The sequence below is a fragment of the Pseudomonas sp. B21-012 genome, from assembly GCF_024749305.1.
GTDB lineage: Bacteria > Pseudomonadota > Gammaproteobacteria > Pseudomonadales > Pseudomonadaceae > Aquipseudomonas.
In genome coordinates this window covers 4,939,935-4,964,861 of the sequence record NZ_CP087197.1, presented here as the reverse complement: position 1 = coordinate 4,964,861, position 24,927 = coordinate 4,939,935, and the positions used below count along the sequence as shown (strand labels likewise).

Sequence of the window (24,927 nt, the reverse complement as noted above, 5' to 3'; positions counted from 1 at the left end):
CCGGTCATGAAGTTCACCCCCTCGGCAGCGCGCAGCTTTTCAATCTGGCTCAGTGTCTCGGCCCTGGCCACAGCGGGCGCATTCCCCCTGGGCGCGGTGGCCGCGCAGCAGGTCTATGTGTTTGCCCAGCCGAGCAAGCCGCTGGTGCAGGCGCTCAATGACTTCAGCCGGCTGACCGGGCAAAGCGTGATCTATACCACCGACCTGCCGGCGCTCAACGCCCCGGCCCTGCACGGCAGCCTCAGCGCCGAGCAGGCCCTGCAGCAACTGCTGGGCAATTCCGGTTTTGCCGCACGCCGGGTCGATGCCCGCACCCTGACCCTCGAACCACTCGATGCCGGCGCTGCGCTCAAGCTCGACGCGACCACGGTGAACTCGCAAGCCGATGCCGACTACAGCTACCAGCCGCCAGCCAGCAGCTCGGTGATGCGCAGCCAGGCTTTGATCATGCAGACGCCCCAGGCGATCAACGTGGTGCCGGCCCAGGTGCTCAAGGACCAGACCCCGCGCAACCTCGACGATGCCCTGGCCAACGTCAGCGGTGTGACCCAGGGCAACAACTTCGGCGGCACCCAGGATACGGTGATGAAGCGCGGCTTTGGCGACAACCGTGACGGCTCGATCATGCGTGACGGCATGCCGATCGTGCAGGGCCGCAGCCTCAATGCCAGCACTGAGCGGGTCGAAGTGCTCAAGGGTCCGGCCTCGTTGCTGTATGGCATCCAGGACCCCGGCGGGGTGATCAACGTGGTCAGCAAGCGCCCGCAACTGCAGCAATACAACGCCCTGAACCTGCGCGGCTCGACCTATGGCAGCGGCAAGAACGGCAGCGGTGGCGGCCTGGACAGCACGGGTGCCCTGGGCCAGAGCAACTTCGCCTACCGCCTGGTGCTCGACCATGAAGACGAAGACTACTGGCGCAACTTTGGTACCCACCGTGAATCGCTGGTGGCGCCGTCGCTGGCCTGGTTCGGCGAAGACACCCAGGTGCTGCTGGCCTACGAGCACCGCGAGTTTCTCTACCCGTTCGACCGCGGCACGGCCATCGACCCGCGCACCAACCACCCGCTGGACATCCCCAGCACCCGGCGCCTGGACGAGCCGTTCAACGACATGCAAGGGCGCTCGGACCTTTACCGCCTGGAAGTCGATCATCAGCTTGCGGACGACTGGAAAGCCCACTTCGGCTTCAGCTACAACCGCGAAACCTACGACGCCAGCCAGGTGCGGGTGACCGCCGTCAACGCCGCCCGCGGCACCCTGAGCCGAAGCATGGACGGCACCCGCGGCGCGCTCAGCAGCGACCGTTTCGCCACCGCAAGCCTGGAGGGCAAGGTGCAACTGGCGGGCATGCAGCATGACCTGCTGCTCGGCCTCGACAATGAGTACCGCAAAGTCTACCGCGCCGACCTGATCCGCCAGGGCAGCCTCAGCACTTTCAGTTACCTCGACCCGGTGTATAGCCGCGAAGTTGAGGGCACCAGCGTGCGCGACAGCGACAGCGCACAGACCGACAAGCTGCGCAGCGACTCGTTGTTCTTCCAGGATTCTATCCACCTCGATGAACACTGGATTCTGGTCGCCGGTGCGCGCTACCAGATGTACGACCAGCTCGCCGGGCGCGGGCGGCCGTTCAAGGCCAATACCAACACCAACGGTCAGGCCTGGGTGCCGCGGGTGGGGCTGGTGTACAAGGTTGACGAGCAGCTGTCGTTGTATGGCAGCTACAGCGAATCGTTCAAGCCCAACTCCAGCATTGCCCCGCTGACCGGCGGCCTGGTGCTGGATTCGGGGATCGAACCGGAGGAGGGTAAATCCTGGGAACTGGGCGCCAAGCTCGACATGCCGGGGGCACTGACCGGCACCCTGGCGCTGTTCGACATCCGCAAGCGCAACGTGCTGGTGGCCAACTTCGATTCCGCTACCGGCGACACGCTCTACAGCAACGCCGGCGAGGTGCGCTCGCGCGGCATCGAGCTGGACCTGACCGGGCAGTTGAGCGAGCGCTGGAGCCTGATCGGCAACTATGCCTTCATCGACGCCGAAGTCACCCAGGACCCGACGCTTGAAGGTAATCGCCTGCAGAACGTGGCGCGCCACAGCGGCTCGCTGTCGGCGGTGTATGACGCCGGCAGCCTGTTCGGTGGCGACCGCCTGCGCCTGGGCGCCGGGGCGCGCTATGTCGGTGAGCGGGCCGGCAACGCCGAGAACGATTTCGAGCTGCCGGGCTACACCGTCGCCGATGCCTTCGCCAGTTACGAAACCCGCCTGGACGAACACAAGGTGCGCTTGCAATTGAACGTCAAGAACGTGTTCGACCGCACCTATTACAGCTCGGCGGTGAACCGCAACTTTGTCTCGGTGGGCGATGCGCGCCAGGTCAGCCTGTCCAGCACCCTCGAATTCTAAGCGCTGAAGGCCGCCCGGTAGGCGCCGGGCGTTGCTCCCAGGGCCTGGCGGAAGCGGTTGCTGAAATGGCTGGCGCTGGCAAAGCCGCACAGCAGCGCCACTTCGCCCAGCGGCAGTTGGCCATGGCGGAGCAATTGCCGCGCTTTGGCCAGGCGCCGGGCCAGCAGGTACTGGTGCGGCGGCAGGCCGAAGCTTTGACGAAACATTCGCGCGAAGTGGTACTCGGAAAGGTTGCACAGCGTCGCCAGCTCACCAAGGCTCAGCGGCTGATCCAGGTGGCCTTCGACATATTCACTCAGTTGCCGGCGCTGGTGCGCGGCCAGCCCGCCCTTCAGGCGCAGGCCCTGGCGCAGGCCGACCTGGCTGAGCAGGGCGTGGTCGAGAATCTCGTGGGCCAGGCTGCTGGTCAGCAGGCGTTCGGCGGGCTCGTCCCAGTCCAGGGCAATCAACTGACGAAAGCGCCGGGCCTGCTCGGGATCGTCGAGAAAGGTCGCTTCCTGCAATTGCAGCTCGCGCGGTTCGCGGTCCAGCAGGCTGACGCAGCCGAGGGCGAACTGCTCCTGGCTGATATACAGGTGCGCCAGGCGGATCGAGCCGTTGACCACCCAGTGCGAGGCGGAACCGGCAGGCATGATGCACAGTTTGTCGGGCGAGCCGGTGTGGCCGGGGCGGTCGCGGCGAAAGGTGCCGGTGCCGTCGGCGATGTAGCACGACAGGGTGTGATGGCTGGGCGCTTCGTAGTCGCGGGCGTCGTGGCGGTTGTTCCACAGGGCTGCCGCCAGGCCGTCCCCCAGGTGCGCGCTGTGTTCCAGGCGGGCATGGGGTGAGTCGTGCATGGCTTTGAAGACTTGCAGCTGGTCCAACGGTGTCATGGTCGCTACCTCTGTTGGCCATCCTACTCCGCCGCGCCCGGGCTGACAGCTGCTGCCTGCGTAAAAGCGCAAGAATGTGCAAGTGCCGGTGCAGCGGGCGGCTGCACACTGGTGGCCTGGAATTGAGGAGTGCCGCCATGAACCTGTCGTTATACCTGCTCACTGTGCTGATCTGGGGCACCACCTGGATTGCCCTGAAGCTGCAACTGGGGGTGGTCGCCATCCCGGTGTCGATCGTCTACCGCTTTGCCCTGGCGGCGCTGGTGCTGTTTGTCATTCTGCTGCTCAGCCGCCGTCTGCAACCGATGAACCGTCGCGGTCACATGATCTGCCTGGCCCAGGGCTTGTGCCTGTTCTGCGTCAACTTCATGTGCTTTCTGACCGCCAGCCAGTGGATACCCAGCGGCCTGATCGCCGTGGTGTTCTCTACCGCGACCTTGTGGAACGCGCTGAATGCGCGGGTGTTCTTCGGCCAGAAGGTGGCCGCCAATGTGCTGGCCGGTGGCGCCCTCGGCCTGGCCGGGCTGGGCCTGTTGTTCTGGCCCGAGCTGTCCGGGCATGCCGCCAGCCGTGAAACCATCATCGGCCTGGGCCTGGCGCTGCTGGGAACCCTGTGCTTTTCGGCCGGCAACATGCTCTCCAGCCTGCAACAAAAAGCCGGTTTGCGCCCGCTGACCACCAATGCCTGGGGCATGCTCTATGGCGCCAGCATGCTTGGCCTGTATTGCCTGGTCAGCGGTATTGCGTTCGCCATGGAATGGAACACGCGCTACATCGGTTCGCTGATGTACCTGGTGATTCCGGGCTCGGTGATCGGCTTTACCGCCTACCTGACTCTGGTCGGGCGCATGGGCCCGGAGCGGGCCGCTTACTGCACGGTGTTGTTCCCGCTGGTGGCGCTGAACGTCTCGGCGTTCTATGAGGGTTACCGATGGACGGCGCCCGCGCTGGCCGGCCTGGTGCTGGTGATGCTGGGCAATGTGCTGGTGTTTCGCAAACCCCGGCCCAAGGTGGTCGAGCCGGTGGTGGCCTTGCGGTAGCTATCGCACCGAACCTGTGGGAGCGGGCTTGACCCGCGATGGGGCCGGTACAGCCAGCCCACAGGGGCCGGCTCAAGCAGGAGCATTGTTGGCAACCGGCCTCAATCATCTATTTTGAGGCTGATGAAAATCAGCGTGGCGAACAGAAAGTCGACGATCCTCCCCGCAGTGGCCAGGGCGTTCCACTGCGCGGATTGCCACATGGCAAACCATTCACCGCCCACCACCTGGAAGAACAGGTACCAGATCAGCAGCCCCAGCAGGCAACCGGCAACGGCGAAGCGCTTGGCCTTGTGAAAGTGTCGGGCGTCGGCACATCGGTGTTTGAACATCTGCCAGGCACCGACTACGAAGCACAAGGTACAGAGGGCCTGGGCGGCAATGATCAACCAGTAGAACAGGTGGTGCAGAGGCGGCGAGGTGATTGAGCGGTAGAGCAGGGCATTGCCCGGGAAGGTCGTGTCCATGCTCAAGGTGTGTTGGACGAAGACAAAGTTGCTGGCGTAGTCGGTGAGGTTGCCGAATACCACTAGCGCACCGAAGATCCCGATGAACGCTGTGAGCAGTATTTTGCCGAGGCGGATCAATCCGTGAGTCGAGAAGGTTTCCATGCTGTTGGTGACCTTAGGCTAAACACGCTTATGGAGTCTGAAATTTCAGGTTCGTTACAGCGATGTAGCCGTTGCAGCTGATTAGCGGTACCTGGCAAAAGTGCCAGGTTTCAAGGGCGTGCCAAAGGCGTAGCTTGCACAACACATCCGCCGCGTTCGAGGCAACGGTCATGGAAGTGATAATGGGCAAGTCCGATAAACCGGTGGTCGCGCCGCCCACGCTCAAAGATGCGAGCTGGACGGTCAGCCTTTCCCAGGTGGGCGAGGCGGGGCTGACGCTCAGTGGTTACGCCTTGCCAGGCTTGCAGGGCTCTCAAGGGGCAACCTTGCTGCTTGGCTGGATTGGTTTTCCACCGGGAGGAGAGCCGGAAACTTTCTCGGACTCGCATGCAATCGAGCATTGGGAAGACTATCGCGGGCACGACTTCGTACTGCCCAGGCGCTATTTGCAAAGCGCGCTGGGCGGTACTGGTGTGCTGTTTTTCGATCTCTCGGTGCTCAGCCTGCCGTCGCAGATTTCACCACGGGTAACGGTAAGGGTGGTTGATTAGGCCGACTTCCACACCTGCGGATTGACCAGGTCCCGTGGCCGTTCACCGAGCAAGGCGCTGCGCAGGTTATCAATCGCCCGATTGGCCATGGCCTCGCGGGTTTCAGCGGTAGCCGAACCTACATGCGGCAAGGTCAGGGCGTTTTTCAGCTGGAACAGCGGTGATTCGGCCAGCGGCTCCTTCTCGTATACATCCAGCCCGGCGCCGCGAATAGTGCCGGTCTGCAAGGCTTCGACCAGCGCCGCTTCATCGACCACCGGCCCACGGGAGACGTTGATCAGAAACGCGCTGGGTTTCATTAACTGCAGCTCGCGACGGCTGATCAGGTGTTTGGTCTGCGCCCCCAGTGGCACCACCAGGCAGACGAAATCAGCTTCAGCCAGCAGTTCATCAAGGCTGCGGTACTGCGCGCCGAGTTCCTGCTCCAGCGCTGGCTTGCGGCTGTTGCCGCTGTAGATCACCGGCATGTTGAAGCCGAAGCGCCCGCGCCGGGCGATGGCCGCGCCGATATTGCCCAGGCCGACGATGCCCAGGGTCTTGCCGTGCACGTCGCTGCCGAACTGCGCCGGGCCGACGGTGGCTTGCCACTGCCCGGCCTTGGTCCAGGCATCCAGCTCGGCGACCCGCCGCGCCGCGCCCATGAGCAGGGCAAAACCGAGGTCGGCAGTACTTTCGGTAAGCACGTCGGGGGTGTTGGTCAGGGCGATGCCGCGCTGGTTGAAGTAGGCCAGGTCATAGTTGTCGTAGCCCACCGAGACGCTGGCGACCACTTCCAGCTTGCTGGCGTTTTCCAGCTGCGCCTGGCCGAGCTTGCGGCCGACGCCGATCAGGCCATGCGCTTGGGGCAGGGCTTGGTTGAACTGGGCGCTGATGTCGCCGAGCTTGGGGTTCGGCACGATCACGTTGAAGTCTTGCTGCAGGCGTTCGACCATCGCCGGGGTGATGCGGCTGAAGGCAAGGACGGTCTTTTTCATCGGCGAAATCTCTGCGGGCGGTGGAGAATGGGTAGCACGCTATCATTCTCCACCGCCGCTGTGCAGCAAGATTTCAGGTGGCAATGCGCAGTTCGTGGGTTTTCAGGTCCGCTTCGTGGGCGGCGAGAATTTCCGGCAGCGAGTTGCGCAGGTACTCGACCCAGGTCTTGATCTTGGCATCCAGGTACTGGCGCGACGGGTAGATCGCGTACAGGTTCAGCTCCTGCAGGCGGTACTCGGGCATTACCCGCACCAGCGAGCCATCGCGCAGGCCCTCTATGGCCGAGTAGATCGGCAGTACGCCAACGCCCATGCCGCTGCGGATCGCGGTTTTCATCGCATCGGCGGAGTTCACCTGGAACGGCGCCTGGGTGATGTTCACCACTTCCTGGCCTTCGGGCCCGTCGAACAGCCATTTTTCCAGCGGGATCACCGGGCTGACCATGCGCAGGCAGGCGTGGTTGAGCAGGTCGCTGGGCTTGTGGGCGATACCGTGGCGCTTCACGTATTCGGGCGAGGCGCAGACGATGCTGTAGGTAATACCCAGGCGCTGGGAGACGAAGCCCGAGTCCGGCAGCTCGCTGGCCAGCACGATCGACACGTCGTAGCCCTCGTCGAGCAGGTCCGGCACGCGGTTGGCCATGGTCAGGTCGAAGGTCACGTCCGGGTGGGTTTCGCGGTAGCGGGCGATGGCATCGATGACGAAATGCTGGCCGACCCCGGTCATCGAATGCACCTTGAGCTGCCCGGCCGGGCGCGCATGGGCGTCGCTGGCTTCGGCTTCGGCTTCTTCGACGTAGGTAAGAATCTGTTCGCAGCGCATCAGGTAGCGCTTGCCGGCTTCGGTCAGGGCAATGCGCCGGGTGGTGCGGTTGAGCAGGCGGGTTTGCAGATGGGCTTCAAGATTGGAGACCGCCCGCGATACGTTAGCGGTGGTCGTATCCAGTTGCACGGCCGCGGCAGTGAAGCTGCCGACTTGCGCGACGCAACTAAAAGCACGCATGTTTTGCAGGGTGTCCATGGGTCGCTCTCAAAGTAGACGACAAATTGTGACATGAAGTAACCGGGGCGGTCTTCAGACTAAAGCCGGATTATCGCTGTTTTCGTAACAAAGATTCGCAGTAATGCACGCTTATCGCCAGTGCGGCGGCCCCCTAGAATTGCCTCTCCAAGCGTCATCCACCTTCTACGTCGGGAATTCGCAGCTGTGCCGCGTCGCATTATCAGAGCGCTCAATGCGCTCAGTGCCTGTGCCTTTAGCTTGACCTTGAGCGGCTGTATCGGAACCTGGGGCATTGCCCCGCAAAGCAAGACGCTGCAAGCCAATACCCTGACCACCGACGCGGCCATCCGTGAAGCCGCCCTCGACGCCCACTGGCCCGACCAGCAATGGTGGCGGGCCTACGGCGACCCGCAACTCGATCGCTGGATCGCCCTGGCCGTACACGACAGCCCCAGCATGGCCATGGCCGCCGCCCGTGTGCGCGAAGCCAGGGCCATGGCCGGGGTGGTCGAGTCGGCGCAGAAACTGCAGGTCAACGGCCAGTCGACGCTCAAGCGCCACAACTGGCCGGAAGACCAGTTCTATGGCCCCGGCGCACTGTCGGGTTCCAACACCTGGGACAACAATGCCGCTTTGGGCTTCAGTTACGCCCTCGACCTCTGGGGCCGCGAGCGCAATGCCAGCGAGCAGGCCGTGGACATGGCCCACATGAGCGTGGCCCAGGCCCGCCAGGCCCAGCTCGAGCTGCAGAACAACATCGTCAAGGTCTATATCCAGCTGTCGCTGCACTTTGCCCAGCGCGATATCGTCAAGGCCGAGCTTGAGCAGCAGGAGCAGATCCTGGCCTTGGCCGAACGGCGCCTGGCTGGCGGTATCGGCACCCATTTCGAAGTCAGCCAGGCGCAGACGCCGCTGCCGGAAACTCACCGCCAGCTCGATGCCCTGAATGAAGAAATCGCCCTGGCGCGGAATCAACTGGCGGCGTTGGCCGGCAAAGGGCCGGGGCAGGGCGCGCAGTTGCAGCGCCCGCAACTGGCCCTGGGTACCGCGTTGAAGCTGCCCTCGGCGTTGCCCGCCGAACTGGTCGGCCAGCGCCCGGATGTGGTCGCCAGCCGCTGGCAGGTAGCGGCCCAGGCCCGTGGTATCGATGTCGCCCATGCAGGGTTCTTCCCCAACGTCGACCTGGTCGGTGGTCTCGGCTTCATGGCCACCGGTGGCGGCGCGCTGGAGTTTCTGACCGGGCGCAAATTTAACTACAACGTCGGCCCGGCGATCAGCCTGCCGGTGTTCGACGGCGGCCGCCTGCGCTCGCAGCTGGGGGTTGCCTCGGCCGGTTACGACATCGCCGTGGCGCGCTACAACCAGACCGTGGTCGAGGCGCTCAAGGGCATTTCCGACCAGTTGATTCGTCGTGAGTCGATGAACGAGCAACAGCACTTTGCCGCCGAATCGGTGGCTTCGGCGCAAAAAACCTACGACATCGCCATGATCGCTTTTCAGCGCGGCCTGACCGATTACCTCAATGTGCTCAACGCGCAAACCCAGTTGTTCCGCCAGCAGCAGATCCAGCAGCAGGTCCAGGCTGCGCGCCTGAGTGCCCATGCCGAGCTGGTTACGGCCCTGGGCGGCGGCCTGGGCGCGGGTAGCGATGTGCCCGGCGAAGACCGTCAGCAGGCGCCGAAGACCCCGGCGACCCTGGCGATTTTCGATAAGCCGGTTCACGGCCAATGAGCGCGCTGACCCTGCCGTTTCGCTGGCTGGCCACCCTGGAGTGGCGTCGCGGGTTCTTTGAATGGCTGCGCACCGACGGGGTGACCTGGGTGTACATCTTCAAGGTCCTCAGCGCCGCCTTCCTGACCCTGTGGCTGGCCATGCGCCTGGAGTTGCCGCAACCGCGCACGGCGATGATCACCGTGTTCATCGTCATGCAGCCGCAGAGCGGCCATGTGTTCGCCAAGAGCTTCTACCGGCTGCTCGGCACCCTGGCCGGCTCTTCGATGATGGTCGCGCTGATCGCCTTGTTTCCGCAGAACACCGAGCTGTTCCTGCCGAGCCTGGCGATCTGGGTCGGCCTGTGTTCGGCCGGTGCCATGCGCTACCGCACCTTCCGCGCCTATGGTTTCGTGCTCGCCGGTTATACCGCGGCGATGGTCGGCTTGCCGGCCTTGCAGCACCCCGACGGCGCGTTCATGGCCGCCGTGTGGCGGGTGCTGGAGATCTCCCTGGGGATTCTGGTCTCGACCCTGGTCAGCGCCGCGATTTTGCCGCAGTCGGCCAGTGCCTCGATGCGCAACGCCCTGTACCAGCGCTTCGGCGTGTTCGCCGGTTTCGTTGCCGAGGGCCTGCGTGGCGACAGCCAGCGCGACCGCTTCGAAAGCAGCAACGTGCGTTTTATCGCCGAGGCCGTGGGCCTGGAGAGCCTGCGCAGCGTTACCGCCTTCGAAGACCCGCACATGCGCCGGCGCAACGGTCGCCTGGGGCGGATGAACAGCGAATTCATGGCCATCACCACGCGCTTCAACGCCTTGCACCAGTTGCTTGAGCGCCTGCGTTTGCGTGGGCCGCTGCAGATCGTCACCGCCATCGAACCCGGGCTCACCGCCCTGGCCGAGCTGCTCGACGGTTATGCCGGGCGCGGCCTCACCGAGCGCGATGCGGCGCGCCTGGCCGAGCAACTGGCGGCCTACAAGGAAGGCTTGCCGGAGCGCGTGCGCACGCTGCGCGCGGCCTATGTCGAAAGCGGCCCGAGCGACGCCGACCTGCTGGATTTTCACACCGCCTACGAGCTGCTGTACCGCTTCGTCGACGACATGCACAGCTACGCCCAGACCCACGCCTCGCTGACCGAACACAACCATGCCCGCGAGCAGTGGGATGAGCCCTATGTCGCGCAGACCAACTGGATGGCTTCGCTGGCCGCCGGTGTGCGCGCTTCGTTCATTTTGCTGGTGCTGGGCAGTTTCTGGATTCTTACCGCCTGGCCGAGCGGGGCGATGATGACATTGATCGCCGCCGCCACCGTCGGCCTCTCGGCGGCGACGCCGAACCCCAAGCGCATGTCGTTCCAGATGGCCTGCGGCACTTTGTTCGGCGCCTTTGTCGGCTTCTTCGAAACCTTCTTCGTGTTCCCCTGGATCGACGGTTTCCCGTTGCTGTGCCTGGTGCTGGCGCCGGTGTTCGTGTTCGGTGCGTTCCTCGCCTCGCGCCCGGCCTATGCCGGTTATGGCCTGGGCCTGCTGATCTTTTTTGCCACCGGTTCCGTGCCCGACAACCTGACCATCTACAACCCCTACAACTTCATCAACGACTACATCGCCATGGTCATCGGCATGCTGGTCTGCGCCGCTGCCGGGGCGATCATCCTGCCGCCCAACAGCCGCTGGTTGTGGAGCCGCCTGGAGCAGGACCTGCGCGCCCAGGTGCTGTATGCAATTACCGGGCGCCTGCGTGGCCTGGGTTCGAGCTTCGAAAGCCGCACCCGCGACCTGCTGCACCAGGCCTATGGCCTGGCGGTCGGCCAGCCGTTGGTGCAGAGCAAGCTGCTGCGCTGGATGTTCGTGGTGCTTGAGGTTGGCCACGCGATCATCGAGCTGCGCAAGGAACAGGCAATCTTGCCAGTGCACCCGTGCTATGCCGAATCGCAGCCCTGGCGCCAGGCCATCCGGGTCATGGGCCGGGCGTTGGCGCGGCTGTTCATGCAACCGAGCGCCAGCAACCACGAGCGCGCCCTGGTGGCGGTGGATCACGCCATCAGCCGCGTACAGGCCACCGACGAGCCGTTCGCCCGCCACTTCGACACCTCGGCCCTGCGCCGGGTGCAGAGCTACCTGCACTTCATCCGTACTTCGTTGCTCGACCCTCAGTCGCCGCTGGCCGAACTGGCCCCGGCCAAAGGACTGCCCCATGCCTCGTGAAATCGCCTTCCATGGCGTCTACATGCCGACCATGACCTTGATGTTCCTGTTCGCCGCCGGGCTTGCCTGGGGCCTGGACCGGTTCATCGCCAGCCACGACGGCTACCGCTTTTTCTGGCACCCGGCGCTGCTGCGCCTGTGCCTGTTTATCTGCCTGTTCGGATCCATGGCCCTGACTCTCTACCGTTGAGACCCCTGTTGATGAAAAAGTTTTTCAGCCTGATCGCCACCTTGCTCGTGCTGGCCGCTGCCGTGGTGATCGGTCGCCAGCTCTGGGTGCATTACATGAACACGCCCTGGACCCGTGACGGGCGGGTGCGTGCCGATATCATCAACGTCGCCGCCGACGTGCCGGGCTATGTGGTCGACGTGCCGGTGCGCGACAACCAGTTGGTGAAGAAGGGCGACGTGCTGCTGCAGATCGACCCCGAGCATTACGAGGTGGCGGTCCGCCAGGCCCAGGCGCTGGTCGCCTCGCGCAAGGCCACCTGGGAGATGCGCAAGGTCAACGCCCATCGCCGCGCCGACATGGACAACCTGGTGATCTCGCGGGAGAACCGTGACGATGCCAGCAACATCGCCAACTCGGCGCTGGCCGATTACCAGCAGGCCCAGGCGCAGCTGGCGGCGGCCGAGCTGGACCTCAAGCGGACCCGGATCCTCGCCACCGTCGATGGCTATGTCACCAACCTCAACGTCCATCGCGGCGATTACGCGCGCACCGGCGAGGCGAAGATGGCGGTGGTCGACAAGGACTCGTTCTGGGTTTATGGCTTTTTCGAAGAAACCAAGCTGCCGCACGTGCGCGTGGGTGACCAGGCCGAGCTGCAGATGATGAGCGGCGAGCGGCTCAAGGGCCACGTCGAGAGCATCTCGCGCGGTATCTATGACCGCGACAACCCTGAAAGCCGCGAACTGATCGCCGACGTCAACCCGACCTTCAACTGGGTGCGCCTGGCCCAGCGGGTGCCGGTGCGGATTCACATCGATGAAGTGCCGGAAGGCTTTTTGCTGGCGGCGGGGACCACCTGCACAGTGGTGGTCACGCCGGCTCGGAAAGAAGGCTAAAAGCGCCTCAAGCCTGGCGCGAATCCACCAGCACCGGGCAACTGACCTGATCGATCACCTTGTTGCTTATCGACGGATCGAGCAACCGCCCGAGGCGGTTCAAATGCCGGTGGCCGATGATGATCAGCTCGCACTCAAGCGCGCGGGCGGCAGCGACGATGGCCGCCACCGGCTCGCCCGGCACCAGCCTGCCTTCGCTCTCGAAGCCCAGCGCCCGCAGGTTCTCCAGGGCCTGGCGCACGGCCTGGACGGCATGGCGCTGCTCATCGGTGGCCGCCGGGTATTCCTGCTGCTCGTACAGGCTGATCGCCCCCGGGCCGTCGCTCAGGGCGAAGGCGCTGTCGATGGCCAGCACCACCTGCAGGCGATGGCAGTTGGGCAAACAGTACTGTTGCGCGAGCTCGACCAGGCCCTGGGAGGCGGGCGATCCATCGATGGCAATCAATACGGGGCTGAGCATGGGCGGCTTCTCTGGGCGGCAGTCGAGCCGGCTATTGTTGAGGATCGGCGGCCTGCGGATAAATGGCCTGGCATGCACTGTGTAGTTGCGTGACGCGCAACCCGATGGCCGCTGCCGAGCTGTTAAGATCGGCCCTTGTTTACCCGCCATGGATGCCTGGCAATGCAGATCCCGGATATGAACCTGTTGGTCGCTCTCGATGCCCTGCTTGATGAGGGCAGCGTGGTCGGCGCAGCGCGGCGCATGAACCTCAGCCCGGCGGCCATGAGCCGGACCCTGGGGCGAATCCGCGAGGCCATCGGCGACCCGATCCTGGTCCGCGCCGGCCGTGGCCTGGTGCCGACGCCGCGGGCGCTGGCCCTGCACGAGCAGGTGCGGGCCCTGGTCGAGCAGGCCGGGCTGGTGTTTCGCAGCCGCGAAGAAGTCGACCTGGCAACCCTCGACCGGGCTTTCAACATCCGCACCAACGACCTGTTCATCGCCCTGTATGGCGCGCAACTGCTGCAGATGATGCACGAGCAGGCGCCGCACACCGTGCTGCGTTTTGTCCCGGAAGGCGGTGGTGACGATGATGCGGTGCTGCGCGACGGTGGCACTGACCTGATCGTCAGCTCGACCATCGACCTGGGCCCCGAGATCAAGATGCAGAGCCTGTTCAACACCATCTACGTCGGCCTGGCGCGCCAGGATCACCCGATCTTCGAGGCCGAAATCACCCCCCAGCGCTTTGCCGCCTACCCGCAGATCAGCGTCTCGCGCCGCGGCCGCGCCAACGGCCCGATCGATGTCGAGCTGGCCAACTACAAGGTGCAGCGGCGGGTGGCGCTGATCACCCCGAGCTTTCATTCGGCGATGTTCTCCTTGCCTGACTCCGACCTGTTGCTGCCGATGCCGGCCAATATCCTCAGCAGCGTGACCAAGCTCGGCCTGCCGCTGCGCTCGTTCCACATCCCGTTGCCACTGGAACGGGTGACGGTGATGCAGGCCTGGCACCCGCGTTTTGACAACGACCCGGCCCACCGCTGGCTGCGCCAGACCCTCAAGGCGTGCTGCAGCGAGCAACGCTGAACCAGTCGATTGCGTTTGCTGCACTAGTAAACTGCCAATATGTCAGTTTTCGTAAGCATTGCCCCTTCATAGACTTGCGCCGGTTCTTTTGTTTGTCCGGAGATGTCTGTGATGAGTTCGCTGACCGCGACTCCTTTACCTGTGCTGCCCCCACCGGTTGCCGCTGCGGCGGCGCCGGCGGCTTTTGGCACGCGCATTCTGGTCGGCCTGCTCGGGGTACTGCTGGCGGTGCTCTGCGCCGGCCTCAACGAGATGGTCACCAAAGCCTCGCTGGCCGATATCCGTGGTGGCATGTTCATCGGCGCCGATGAGGGCGCCTGGCTGATTGCGGTGTATTCGGCGGCGTCGGTCTCGGCCATGGCCTTTTCGCCGTGGCTGGCGGCGACCTTTTCCCTGCGCCGTTTTACCTTGTGCGCCATCGGCGTGTTTGCCCTGCTCGGGCTGGTGCAGCCGTATGCGCCCAACCTGTCCAGCCTGATGCTGCTGCGCACCTTGCAGGGCCTGGCATCAGGGGCGTTGCCGCCGATGTTGATGAGCGTCGCCCTGCGTTTCCTGCCGCCGGGGATCAAGGTCTACGGCCTGGCCGGCTATGCCTTGACCGCGACCTTCGGGCCCAACCTGGGCACGCCGCTGGCCGGGTTGTGGACTGAATATGTCGGCTGGCAGTGGGCGTTCTGGCAGATCATTCTGCCGTCATTGCTGGCAATGGCCTGTGTTGCCTGGGGCCTGCCCCAGGACCCGCTTCGCCTGGAGCGCTTCAGGCAGTTCGACTGGCGCGGGCTGCTGCTCGGCCTGCCGGCCATCTGCACGCTGGTGATCGGCCTGACCCTGGGGGATCGCATGGGCTGGTTCGACTCGCCGCTGATCTGCTGGCTGCTCGGCGGCGGCCTGGTGCTGCTGGTGCTGTTCCTGTGCAACGAGTGGTCCGAGCCGCTGCCGTTCTTCAAGCTGCAGATGCTCAAGGTGCGCAACCTGACCCACGCCCTGGTGACCCTGTTCGGCGTGCTGATCGTGCTGACGGCAGTGATCATCATCCCCTCCAGCTACCTGGCGCAGATCCAGGGTTATCGCCCGGCGCAGACCGGTCCGCTGATGCTGCTGGTGGCCTTGCCGCAGTTGCTGGCGCTGCCGCTGGTGGCGGCGCTGTGCAACATTCGCGCAGTGGATTGCCGCTGGGTGCTGGCGGCGGGGCTGGGCATGTTGTCGCTGTCGTGCGCGCTGGGCAGCCAGCTCACCAGCGTGTGGATTCGCGACAACTTCTACCTGCTGCAACTGCTGCACATCTTCGGCCAGCCGATGTCGGTGATCCCCTTGCTGATGCTGGCCACCGGCGGCATGACCCCACAGGACGGGCCGTTTGCCTCGGCCTGGTTCAACACGGTCAAGGGCCTGGCTTCGGTGGTTGCGGCCGGTTTGATCGAGGCGCTGACCACCGTGCGCCGGCATTTTCATTCCAATGCGCTGGTCGACAGCCTGGGCAACTCGCCGCTGGCCGACAGCAGCGCCCCGGGCCTGGCCAGGCGCATCCATGAACAAGCCCTGGTGCTGACCTCGGCCGATCTTTACCTGTGCATGGCACTGCTGGCTGCGGCGCTGATTGTACTGATTCCTTTTGTGCCTACCCGGATCTACCCACCACGCGCGGTGGCCTAGGTTTGCGGATTTGAGAGAAAGACATGACCACGACAACAACTCACCGAAAAACCGCCTTGATCGTCGCCGCCCTGGTGGTGGCAGGGATTGCCGGCGTGTTCGGCCCGATGCTGCTGGGCCACGACAGCGAGCAGAGCACCAACGACGCCTACGTGTCTGCCGACTACACGGTGATCGCACCGAAGGTGGCCGGCTTTATCAAGCAGGTGCTGGTGGAGGACAACCAGCAGGTCAAGGCCGGCCAGTTGCTGGCGCAGATCGACGACCGCGACTACCAGGCGGCGCTGGCGGCGGCGCAGGCGCAACTGCTGGTGTCCAGCGCGCAAAGCCACAACGCCCGAGCGACCCTCGAGCGCCAGGCCTCGCTGATCGACCAGGCCCAGGCCGCGGTCAGTGCCGACCAGGCTGAGCTGGCCTTCGCCAATCACGAACTGACCCGCCACAGCCGCCTGGCCGAGCAGGGCGCCGGTACCGTGCAGAACGCCCAGCAGGCGCGCAGCCGGGTTGATCAGGCGCGGGCGCGGCTGGCCAACTCGCAGGCGGCGCTGGCGGCGGCGCGCAAGCAGGTGGATATCCTCAGCGCCCAGGTCGACAGCGCTGAAGGTGGCCTCAAGCATGCCCAGGCAAGCATTGAGCGGGCGCAACTGGACCTGTCGTACACGCGCATCGTCGCACCCATCGACGGCATGGTCGGCGAGCGCGCGCTGCGCGTTGGCGCCTACGTCAACCCGGGGGCGCGGTTGCTGTCGGTGGTGCCGCTGGAGCACGCCTATGTGCTCGGCAACTTCCAGGAAACCCAACTGACCCACGTGCAACCCGGGCAGCCGGTGCAGATCCGCGTGGACACCTTTGCCGATGAATACCTGCACGGGCGGGTCGAGAGCATCGCCCCGGCTACCGGTGTCACCTTCGCGGCGGTCAAGCCGGACAACGCCACCGGCAACTTCACCAAGGTGGTGCAGCGCATTCCGGTGAAAATTGTCTTCGACGCCAACCAGCCATTGCTGGATCGCCTGCGGGTCGGCATGTCGGTGGTGGCCACGATCGATACCGGCGCGAGCCTGAGTACCGGTAAAGAGGTCAGCGCCCGATGAAACCTGCATTCGCCCTTTGCCCGCTGCTGCTGAGCCTGCTGGCCGGCTGCAGCCTGGGCCCGGATTTCAGCGCGCCTGACAGCCATGCCCCGGCCGCATGGCCGGCGCTGCAGGAAACCCCCGCCGCCAGTCAGGCCCAGGCTACACCGCTGGAGCAGCGCTGGTGGGAAAGCTTTCACGACCCCAAGCTCAGTGCCCTGATCGAGCGCGCCAGCCAGCGCAACCTCGACCTGCAGATCGCCAGCGCGCGCTTGCTGCAAAGCCGCGCGCTGCGCATGAGCATCGCTTCCGAGCAAACCCCGTCGGTTGATCTGGGCGGCGGATACAGCCGGGCGCGCAACAGTGCCGAAGGCCTCAACGACCCGTCCGGCAACGGCGGCAAGTCGGCCTTCAACCTCTGGCAGGGCGACTTTACCGCCAGTTGGGAGCTTGACCTCTGGGGCCGCGTACGCCGCCAGGTCGAAGCCGCCGACGCGGTGGTCGAAGTCGCCGAGAACGACCGCCGTGGCGTGCTGTTGTCGCTGCTGGCCGAGACCGCCGGCAACTACATCGAGCTGCGAGCGGTGCAGAGCACCCTGGCCGTCACCCGGGAGAACCTTGAGGTTTCGCGGCACAGCCTGCGCCTGTCGCAAATGCGCCTGCGCGACGGGGTAGCCACCGCCCTCGATGTGGCCCAGGCCAGTGCCCAGGTCGCCTCGGTCGAGGCCCGCCTGCCGACCCTGGAAGAGCGCCAGGCACAATTGATCAACGCCCTCGGCCTGTTGCTGGCCGAGCCGCCACGCAACCTGCAGGCCGAATTGCTGGAGCCAGGCGCGATGCCGACGCCGCAGCAACGCTTTGCCATCGGCGTGCCGTCGGAGCTGGCCGAGCGGCGCCCGGACATTCTTCAGGCCGAGGCCCAGCTGCATGCCGCCACCGCCAGTATCGGGGTGGCCAAGGCGGATTTTTATCCGAGCATCCGCTTGTCGGGCAATGTCGGTTTGCAGTCACTGCAGTTGTCGGATTTCGGCAGCTGGGATGCGCGTCGATTCGCCATCGGCCCGCAACTGAACTTGCCGATTTTCGAAGGCGGGCGCCTGCGCGGCGTGCTCAAGTTGCGCGAAGCCCAGCAGCAGGAAGCGGCCCTGCGTTACCAGCAGGTAGTGCTGCGCGCCTGGCATGAAATCGACGATGTGCTGCGCCTGTACAACGCCAGCCAGTTGCGCCGCGACCTGCTCGAAGAGGCCGTGCGCCAGAACCGCATCGCCCTGCAGACCGCGCAGCAGCAGTATGTCGAGGGCGCCGTGGACTTTCTCAATGTACTCAGCGTGCAGGGCGCCTTGCTGGCCAGCCAGGAGCAGTGGGTCGAAAGTTCGGCGGCGGTGTCCCAGGCCCTGGTTGGCTTGTACAAGTCGCTGGGCGGTGGATGGCAGCCGTTCAGCGAGCCGTTGCAGACCGCCGCCCAGGGGTGATCGTTGCGCGGTCATGCACCCGGCGTGCTGCGCTCGATCGCCTAGAGCGCGCGGTCCAGGCCGAAGCGTTTTTTCAGCACGCGCTGCAGCAAGCCCCGCGGCAGCCAGTTTTGCAGCAGCGGCAAGGCGCGGCTGCCATTGCCCAGGCGTACCAGCGCCGCCGGCTCTGGCTGGCGCACGGCCTTGAGGACATCGCGGGCGAAGTCGGCTGCCGGGGTCGGTTTGTCCTGGGAGGCGCGTGAGCGAGCACGGATGCCTTCGCGCAGCGGCCACCACGGCGATTGTTCACCGATCAGTTGTTCGGCTTCGTGCCCGGCGTTGCTGGCGAATTGCGAGGCAATTGCGCCAGGCTGTACTTCCATGACCCGTATGCCAAAGGGCGCCACTTCCAGGCGCAAGGCTTCGCTCAGGGCGTGCACGGCCGCCTTGGAGGCGCAGTAGGCACCGGCGAACGGCGTGACCAGTACCCCGGAAACACTGCCGATATTCACCACCAGGCCTTTGTTGCGGCGTAGCGCCGGGAACAATGCGCGGGTGACCCCGACCACGGCGAACACATTGGTTTCGAATTGCCGGCGCATCGCCTCGGCGCCGCCATCGAGCAGCGGCCCCATGGCGCCGTAGCCGGCGTTGTTGATCAGTACATCGAGGCCCTGGCCGTGCTGTTCCAGTTCACCGGCCAGTTGCGTCAGCGCCTGCTGGTCATTGACGTCCAGTTGGCGGGCATTGAAGCCGCTGGCGGCCAGGCGGTCTACGTCCTCGGCCTTGCGCGCCGTGGCCCAGACCTCGAAACCGGCATTCTTGAAGGTCTCGGCCAAAGCCAGACCGATACCGCTGGAGCATCCGGTGATCAACACGCTGGGCATGAGCTGCTGTCCTTGAGCAGTGGGGGTACTGGATCATAGTTCAGCAATCAGCGTTTTCAATGCATTTTCCAACCGATCGGTGCAAATGCCGGTCCAGAGCTGGCGTTGGCTTGCCCTGTCATACAGCAGTTGAGTGGGCACGTGGGTGACCTGAGTGTCGAGGGACAACGCTTTAAAGGCAGCGAATGTCAGCTGGTAAAAGTCAACCCGGTCCCGATAGCCGTTATCTGCCAGGTTTTTCACGTTGTGCTTGGCATCGGCACATGCCGGGCAGGTGTCCGAATACACCAGGATCACCACGGGCCTGGCCAGCGGTTGATGATGATTGATCCGTTCGAACAGTTGCTTGAACTGGTCCTGAACCGCTGGCGATGTATCGACCATGACCTTACTCCGCTAGGCAGTGAAGTACGCGGAGTCATTCAACAGGATTTTGCCGCTTGGGTAACCTGACAAAAATACCAGGTGCTCAGTCGGCGAAGCTGCCTTGCAGGTGCTCGGCGCGGTAGTCGACGCTCTGCGGCCGGTAGCCGGAGCGCAGTGGCGGCAACGGCAGGCACTCCTGCCAGCTGGCGCCGGGCTGCAGCTCGCCGGGGCCGCGGTAGCGCGGGGCGGCGTAGGTGTTCTCAGCAAGGTTGACGGTATCGCCCGGGGCATAGGCCGCGACCCGCCAGCGCAGCTCCACCAGTGGCACCGGGTTGCCGTTGTTGATGTGCACCTGCAGCGGGCGATCGGCCGGGCATTGCTCCGGGGCGTAGGTCAGGCGCAGCTCCAGATGGGCCAGTTGCCTGGCTTCGCGGTTGTCCAGCCAGACCACCCACAACGCCACCAGGCCCAGGCCGAACAGTGCCGCCAGCGAAATCGGCAGGGCTTTGGCCGGGTAGCGCAGCAGCAGGACCAGCCAGGTGAGGATGAGCAGGGCGCCGATGAACATGGAGCGAACCTTGTGGGTGGGGGTGCTTTCATCCTAACCAAAAAGCATCGCGGGGCAAGCCCGCTCCCACAATGTGTAGGAGCGGGCTTGCCCCGCGATTGGTTTCTTACTGCGCGATGGTCTTGATCGAGATCCCGCGCTCGATCGGCGTCGAGCGTCCGTAGATATCTTCAAAGCGCTCGATATCGTCCTCGCCCAGGTAGCTGCCCGACTGCACTTCGATGATCTCCAGGGGGATCTTGCCCGGGTTGCGCAGGCGGTGCACCGAGGCGATCGGGATGTAGGTGGACTGGTTTTCGGTGAGCAGGAACACGTTCTCGTCGCAGGTCACCTCGGCAGTGCCGGACACCACGATCCAGTGCTCGGCGCGGTGGTGGTGCATCTGCAGCGACAGGCTGGCACCGGGCTTGACGGTGATGTGCTTGACCTGGAAACGCCCGCCCATGTCCACCGAGTCGTACGAGCCCCACGGCCGGTAGACTTCGCAGTGGTTCTGGGTTTCGCTGCGGCCCTGTTCGTTGAGGGTGTTGACCAGTTGCTTGACGCCCTGAACCTTGTCCTTGTGGGCAATCATCATGGCGTCCTTGGTCTCGACCACGACGATGTTCTCAAGGCCGATCACCGATACCAGCTTGCCGTTGCCGTGGATCATGCAGTTGTGGCTGTCCTGGACCACCACGTCGCCCTTGGTGACGTTGCCGTTGTGGTCTTTTTCATGCACATCCCACAGCGACGACCAGCAGCCGACATCGCTCCAGCCCGCCGACAGCGGCACCACGCAGGCGCGCTGGGTCTTTTCCATCACCGCGTAGTCGATGGAGTTGTCCGGGCAGCAGGCGAAGGTGGCTTCGTCGATGCTCAGGTTATCGCCGTCTTCCTCGCTGCGCTCCAGGGTCAGCAGACAGGTGTCGTAGATATCGGCGTCGTGCTTTTTCAGCTCTTCGAGGAAGCGGCTGGCGCGGAACAGGAACATGCCGCTGTTCCAGAAGTAGCCACCGGCCCGGACGAACTCGGCGGCGCGTTTTTCATCCGGTTTCTCGACGAACTGCGCCACCCGGCTGACGCCTTCGGGCAGCAGCACGTCCTGGCTCGACTTGATGTAGCCGTAGCCGGTTTCCGGCTTGGTCGCCTGTACCCCGAACAGCACCATCTCGCCGCGCTCGGCGGCCACGGTGGCCAGGGCCAGGGCCCGTTGCAGGGCTTTCTGGTCGTCGATCACATGATCGGCCGGGAGCACCAGCATCAGCTCGTCACGGCCTTCGTTAACCAGCTTCATCGCGGTCAGTGCCACTGCCGGCGCGGTGTTGCGGCCGAAGGGCTCCATGAGGATGCCCTGGGTTTGAAGTTTGAGGCTTTGCAGCTGCTCGCTGACGATGAACTTGTGGTCTTTGTTGCAGACCACGATGGGCGCGTCCATGCCGTCGAACACCAGGCGCGAGAGGGTTTGCTGGAACAGGGTGTGTTCACCGGTCAGGGCCAGGAACTGCTTGGGAAACTGCTTGCGCGACAGCGGCCACAGACGCGAACCGCTACCACCGGACAGAATGACTGGAATCATGGGTGTTCTCCAAAAATAGAAATAGGCAGGTGGTTAACGGGTGGATACCGGGCGCTTGACCCAGACCGGCGACAGGCTGCTGCCGGAACCGGTGACATACAGCACCGCCGCTTCGCCGCGCTCCAGAGCCACAGGCTTCAGATCGCTGACTTTTTTATCGCCTTCATACAGCGCCAGGCTGACCTTGACCGGGTTGATCTCGCGCTCGCCACGGGCCTTGGCGGCCACCGGCTTGACCACTTCGGTCTTGCCGTCGGCGGTCTTCAGGGTCAGGGCCTGGCTACTGAGGTTCTGTACCCGCACCAGGGATTTCTGCTTGTTCTTGAACGGTGGCTCCTCGACCAGTTGCGGCTGGCCCGAGGCGTTGTTGACCAGGGTGTAGTAGTGATCGGCGGCGAGCTTGACCGGCAGGCTCTGGCTGCCGACCTTGGCGCTGTAATCGCCCTGGGGCATGAAGCTGAAGTCACTGCTGCCTTGGGCCGCCACTTCGCTGATCTGGGTGTTGCCGACGCTGGCGCTCACTGGCTGGGCGCCGGCGTTGTAGATGCGCACGAAGGTCGAGCCTTTCGGCGCGGTCGGGCCATACAGCGCGGCGTCGGCGCCGGCCAGGGCTTGCAGCGAGAGCAGGCTGAGGCCGGCGGCCAGGGCGCAGGCTTTGGCGATGCGCAGCTTTTGGGTATGCAAGGTCATGTGCGTTTCCTCTTCAGTTTTCCGTCCGATGGGACGACAGGGCCAGGTCTTGATTGGCATTGCGGGTTTTTTTCAGCTGCGCGATCCACTGCGGATCGAAAGCGCTGAGGTCGTTTTTCATTGGCAGATAACGTTCCGGGAACTCCCAGATCAGCACTTGCGGCGCGCTGTTCTTGAAGGCGTCGGTTTGCAGGTACTTGAGCATCGGCAGCAGTGGGCCATGGCCGTCTTCGGCGTAATTGACCACGTCGCTGCGCAGTGCTTGCTGCAGGGCTCCGAGGAAGTTCCAGTTGGGGTTGGCGCTGTAGCTGGTGCCAATCAGCGCCACCGGGATTTCACTGTCGGCGAACAATGCATCGCCGCTTTCACCTTCAGCCTCGGCCGGGCGGGTGCTGCGTTTTTGCAGGCTGTCCGGCGGCGGCAGCAGGTTGCTGAACAGCGGGTCGAGCGGCAGGAAGTTGGTCAAATCGCCCTTGTATGGCGCGCTCTGGCGTTGTTCGGTGACGAACTGCTGGGGCTCGCCGTTGAGCAGGGTCTGGCGCGCCACGGCGGCGGCCAGGTGCTGGGCAACCACTTCGGCGCCCATCGGCGTCCAGTGGGTGTCGGTGCGCAGGAACACCTGGCCACGGGCTTTGGCCTCTTGCAGCGGCGCCAGCAGGTCGGGGGCGAACACGCCAGCCTGGCGGGCCTGGGCGTGGAACTCGTTGTACAGGTCGGTGTGCAGGCTGGCCGGGGTCTGTTCGCCGACATACTCCGGATACAGCCGCGCCTTGGCCGGCACAATCGCCAGCACCAGTTGCACGCCGTGTTGCTGCAGGGTGTCGCGCACACCGCGGATCAGCGCCAGGTTCTCTTGTTCGTACTGGTCGCTGTTGGCCACCGGCTTGAACTCCTCGTCACTGAACAGCCAGTGCTCGCGGCCCAGCACCACGCCCGGGCGGCCTTCGTTGAACAGTTTGAAGTCCAGCGCCGCCCACAGGTTGGTGCCGATGCGCTTGAGCGGGAACTGCTCGTCGTAGTGGGTTTCGGCGGCCTTGGCCAGTTTGCCGTCGAGGGCGCTCATCTGCGCAGTGCGCTGGAAGCTGCCCAGGCCGCCCAGCGACCACAGGCCCAGGCCCAGCAACAGGGCGAGGAACAGCAGGGCGTAGAGTTTGCGTAAATGTCGGGTCATGGTCGGCTCGCTCAGAACTGGAAGTAGAGGAACGGCGAGTAGCTTTGCGCCGAGAGCTTGAGGATCGAGGCCACGAACAGCAGCAGCACCAACGCGCGGGTGGCGTACAGGCCCCAGTCCAGGCTCAGGCTGCCGTCGGCATGCACGGCCACCGGGCTGACCTTGGGCGCGGGCCTGGCGTTGCGATAGAAGTCGCGCAGGCCGAAGTACGCCAGAGTCACGTAGGCCAGCACCAGGGTTGCCACTTGCAGGCCGGTGAGGCTGGCGCGGTTGAGCTCCGACAGTTGCCAGTCACCGAAGCTGAACATGGCGCCGTACATGCGTGCGGCGACGTGCAGGTTCTCGGCGCGGAAGATCACCCAGCCCATCACCACCAGCAGGAAGGTGAAGGCCCAGCGCACCAGGTTGAATCGCTGCGGCGCGGCGTTGATGCCCAGGGCCCGCTCGATCGCCAGCCACATGCCGTGCCAGGCACCCCAGACGATGTAGGTGAAGTTGGCGCCGTGCCACAGGCCGCCCAGCAACATGGTCAGGAACAGGTTGCGGTAGGTGGCGAAGGTGCCGCCGCGGTTGCCGCCCAGGGTGATGTACAGGTAGTCGCGCAGCCAGGTCGACAGGCTGATATGCCAGCGCCGCCAGAACCCGGTGATCGACTGGCTGATGTACGGCTGCTTGAAGTTCTCCATGAAGCGAAAGCCCATCATCAGGCCCAGGCCGATGGCCATGTCGCTGTAGCCGGAGAAGTCGAAGTACAGCTGCGCGGTGTAGGCCAGGGCGCCGAGCCAGGCGTCGCCGGTGCTCGGGTTCTGCAGGGCGAAGCAATGGTCGGCGACCACCGCCAGGGTGTCGGCGATGAACACCTTCTTGATGAAGCCCTGCATGAAGCGCGTGCAGCCTTCGGAGAACTTGTCGAGGGTGTGGGTGCGGTGGTTGAACTGGTCGGCCAGGTCCTTGAAGCGCAGCACAGGGCCGGCGATCAGGTGCGGGAAGATCGCCACGAAGGCGGCGAAGTCGATCAGGTTGCGGGTCGCCGGGGTGTCGCCGCGGTACACGTCGATGATGTAGCTGATCGACTCGAAGATGTAGAACGAGATACCGATCGGCAGCAGCACATGGGTGAGGATGAACGGCTCAAGGCCGAACGAGGTCATGATCGCGTTGATGCTGTCGACGCCGAAGTTGGCGTACTTGAAGTAGCCGAGGATGCCCAGGTCGACCGCAACCCCCAGCAGCAGCCAGCGCTGGGCCGGCTTGCTGCGCACGCCGGCGGCGCCGACTTTCAGGCCGATCCAGTAGTTCCACAGGGTGACCCCGGCAAACAGCGCCAGGAAGTCCACCCGCCACCAGGCATAGAACACGTAGCTGGCCAGCAGCAACAGGGCGTTGCGATAGCGTTGCCCGCTCAGGTAGTACAAGCCGAGAAAGATCGGCAGGAACAGGAACAGAAACACGTTGGATGAAAACACCATCCCGATCTCTCCTTGTCGTTAGCAACCGGGGCAGCAGCCCCCCAAACCCCCCATGTCGGAACGCGGGGGGC

The 24,927-nt window shown here is 64.6% G+C and carries 23 protein-coding genes; 11 read left to right on the top strand and 12 right to left on the bottom strand.

Annotated elements, in window-relative coordinates:
• Positions 1-6: 6 nt before the first annotated feature.
• Positions 7-2,409, top strand: a complete 2,403-nt coding sequence (locus tag LOY37_RS22635) for a TonB-dependent receptor (RefSeq protein ID WP_258715762.1) — start codon at positions 7-9, stop codon at positions 2,407-2,409.
• On the opposite strand, the gene LOY37_RS22630 is transcribed toward LOY37_RS22635, so the two are convergent.
• Positions 2,406-3,281, bottom strand: coding sequence for an AraC family transcriptional regulator (locus LOY37_RS22630; RefSeq protein WP_258715761.1), 876 nt, complete (start codon positions 3,279-3,281; stop codon positions 2,406-2,408). The two genes, LOY37_RS22635 and LOY37_RS22630, sit on opposite strands and share 4 nt — an antisense overlap.
• Before the next feature lie 137 nt (positions 3,282-3,418).
• On the opposite strand from LOY37_RS22630, the gene LOY37_RS22625 reads away from it, so the two are divergent.
• Positions 3,419-4,321, top strand: a complete 903-nt coding sequence (locus tag LOY37_RS22625) for a DMT family transporter (RefSeq protein WP_258715760.1) — start codon at positions 3,419-3,421, stop codon at positions 4,319-4,321.
• 101 nt (positions 4,322-4,422) lie between these two features.
• Here LOY37_RS22625 and LOY37_RS22620 read toward each other — a convergent pair whose 3' ends face one another.
• Positions 4,423-4,932, bottom strand: a complete 510-nt coding sequence (locus tag LOY37_RS22620; protein WP_258715759.1) for a DUF2165 family protein — start codon at positions 4,930-4,932, stop codon at positions 4,423-4,425.
• 182 nt (positions 4,933-5,114) lie between these two features.
• Here LOY37_RS22620 and LOY37_RS22615 point away from each other — a divergent pair, with 182 nt between their 5' ends.
• A complete protein-coding gene (locus LOY37_RS22615; RefSeq protein ID WP_258715758.1) occupies positions 5,115-5,483 on the top strand; it encodes a hypothetical protein in 369 nt (122 codons plus the stop codon).
• On the opposite strand, the gene LOY37_RS22610 is transcribed toward LOY37_RS22615, so the two are convergent.
• Both LOY37_RS22610 and LOY37_RS22605 read right to left on the bottom strand, forming a co-directional pair.
• Positions 5,480-6,457 carry a D-glycerate dehydrogenase gene (locus LOY37_RS22610; RefSeq protein WP_258715757.1) on the bottom strand — a complete coding sequence of 326 codons (978 nt, stop codon included), beginning with the start codon at positions 6,455-6,457 and terminating at the stop codon, positions 5,480-5,482. The genes LOY37_RS22615 and LOY37_RS22610 overlap by 4 nt on opposite strands.
• A gap of 73 nt (positions 6,458-6,530) precedes the next feature.
• On the bottom strand, positions 6,531-7,478 hold the full coding sequence (locus LOY37_RS22605; RefSeq protein ID WP_045197201.1) for a LysR family transcriptional regulator: 948 nt from the start codon (positions 7,476-7,478) through the stop codon (positions 6,531-6,533).
• A gap of 186 nt (positions 7,479-7,664) precedes the next feature.
• On the opposite strand from LOY37_RS22605, the gene LOY37_RS22600 reads away from it, so the two are divergent.
• From LOY37_RS22600 to LOY37_RS22585, 4 genes are read left to right on the top strand one after another with little or no spacing between them, the layout of a single operon-like run.
• Entirely contained in the window at positions 7,665-9,191 is a 1,527-nt protein-coding gene (locus LOY37_RS22600) for an efflux transporter outer membrane subunit (RefSeq protein ID WP_258715756.1), read from the top strand.
• Positions 9,188-11,374 (top strand): FUSC family protein, encoded by a 2,187-nt coding sequence (locus tag LOY37_RS22595; RefSeq protein WP_045197206.1) that lies wholly within the window; start codon positions 9,188-9,190, stop codon positions 11,372-11,374. The genes LOY37_RS22600 and LOY37_RS22595 overlap by 4 nt, the downstream gene beginning before the upstream one ends.
• Positions 11,364-11,564 carry a DUF1656 domain-containing protein gene (locus LOY37_RS22590; protein ID WP_028943216.1) on the top strand — a complete coding sequence of 67 codons (201 nt, stop codon included), beginning with the start codon at positions 11,364-11,366 and terminating at the stop codon, positions 11,562-11,564. Before LOY37_RS22595 ends, LOY37_RS22590 begins: the two co-directional genes overlap by 11 nt.
• 11 nt (positions 11,565-11,575) lie before the next feature.
• Positions 11,576-12,442, top strand: a complete 867-nt coding sequence (locus tag LOY37_RS22585; protein ID WP_258715755.1) for an HlyD family secretion protein — start codon at positions 11,576-11,578, stop codon at positions 12,440-12,442.
• Between the two features lie 7 nt (positions 12,443-12,449).
• Here LOY37_RS22585 and LOY37_RS22580 read toward each other — a convergent pair whose 3' ends face one another.
• A complete protein-coding gene (locus LOY37_RS22580; RefSeq protein ID WP_093379669.1) occupies positions 12,450-12,902 on the bottom strand; it encodes a universal stress protein in 453 nt (150 codons plus the stop codon).
• Between the two features lie 162 nt (positions 12,903-13,064).
• Between LOY37_RS22580 and LOY37_RS22575 the strand changes: the two genes are divergently transcribed.
• The 4 genes from LOY37_RS22575 (at position 13,065) to LOY37_RS22560 (ending at position 18,168) form a co-directional block, all read left to right on the top strand.
• A complete protein-coding gene (locus tag LOY37_RS22575; RefSeq protein WP_045197211.1) occupies positions 13,065-13,970 on the top strand; it encodes a LysR family transcriptional regulator in 906 nt (301 codons plus the stop codon).
• Positions 13,971-14,081: 111 nt separating this feature from the next.
• Positions 14,082-15,623, top strand: coding sequence for an MFS transporter (locus LOY37_RS22570; RefSeq protein ID WP_258715754.1), 1,542 nt, complete (start codon positions 14,082-14,084; stop codon positions 15,621-15,623).
• 23 nt (positions 15,624-15,646) lie between these two features.
• Complete coding sequence (locus LOY37_RS22565) at positions 15,647-16,717, top strand: HlyD family secretion protein (RefSeq protein ID WP_258715753.1); 1,071 nt, start codon at positions 15,647-15,649, stop codon at positions 16,715-16,717.
• Positions 16,714-18,168, top strand: coding sequence for an efflux transporter outer membrane subunit (locus tag LOY37_RS22560; protein WP_258715752.1), 1,455 nt, complete (start codon positions 16,714-16,716; stop codon positions 18,166-18,168). The genes LOY37_RS22565 and LOY37_RS22560 overlap by 4 nt, the downstream gene beginning before the upstream one ends.
• Positions 18,169-18,209: 41 nt before the next feature.
• On the opposite strand, the gene LOY37_RS22555 is transcribed toward LOY37_RS22560, so the two are convergent.
• The 7 genes from LOY37_RS22555 to LOY37_RS22525 all read right to left on the bottom strand — a co-directional run bounded on the left by LOY37_RS22555 (position 18,210) and on the right by LOY37_RS22525 (position 24,856).
• A complete protein-coding gene (locus tag LOY37_RS22555) occupies positions 18,210-19,034 on the bottom strand; it encodes an SDR family oxidoreductase (RefSeq protein ID WP_093379686.1) in 825 nt (274 codons plus the stop codon).
• 33 nt (positions 19,035-19,067) lie between these two features.
• On the bottom strand, positions 19,068-19,418 hold the full coding sequence (locus LOY37_RS22550; protein ID WP_258715751.1) for a thioredoxin domain-containing protein: 351 nt from the start codon (positions 19,416-19,418) through the stop codon (positions 19,068-19,070).
• Positions 19,419-19,503: 85 nt separating this feature from the next.
• Positions 19,504-19,968: a hypothetical protein gene (locus LOY37_RS22545; RefSeq protein ID WP_045197219.1), complete on the bottom strand. Its 465-nt coding sequence runs from the start codon at positions 19,966-19,968 to the stop codon at positions 19,504-19,506.
• 106 nt (positions 19,969-20,074) lie between these two features.
• Positions 20,075-21,526 carry a mannose-1-phosphate guanylyltransferase/mannose-6-phosphate isomerase gene (locus LOY37_RS22540; protein ID WP_258715750.1) on the bottom strand — a complete coding sequence of 484 codons (1,452 nt, stop codon included), beginning with the start codon at positions 21,524-21,526 and terminating at the stop codon, positions 20,075-20,077.
• A gap of 33 nt (positions 21,527-21,559) precedes the next feature.
• Complete coding sequence (locus LOY37_RS22535) at positions 21,560-22,216, bottom strand: alginate O-acetyltransferase AlgF (RefSeq protein ID WP_045197222.1); 657 nt, start codon at positions 22,214-22,216, stop codon at positions 21,560-21,562.
• A 13-nt stretch (positions 22,217-22,229) separates the two neighbouring features.
• The gene (locus tag LOY37_RS22530; protein ID WP_093379696.1) at positions 22,230-23,387 is read right to left on the bottom strand and encodes an alginate O-acetyltransferase; all 1,158 of its coding nucleotides are present in this window, start codon (positions 23,385-23,387) and stop codon (positions 22,230-22,232) included.
• 11 nt (positions 23,388-23,398) lie between these two features.
• On the bottom strand, positions 23,399-24,856 hold the full coding sequence (locus LOY37_RS22525) for an MBOAT family protein (protein ID WP_258715749.1): 1,458 nt from the start codon (positions 24,854-24,856) through the stop codon (positions 23,399-23,401).
• Between the last annotated feature and the right edge of the window lie 71 nt (positions 24,857-24,927).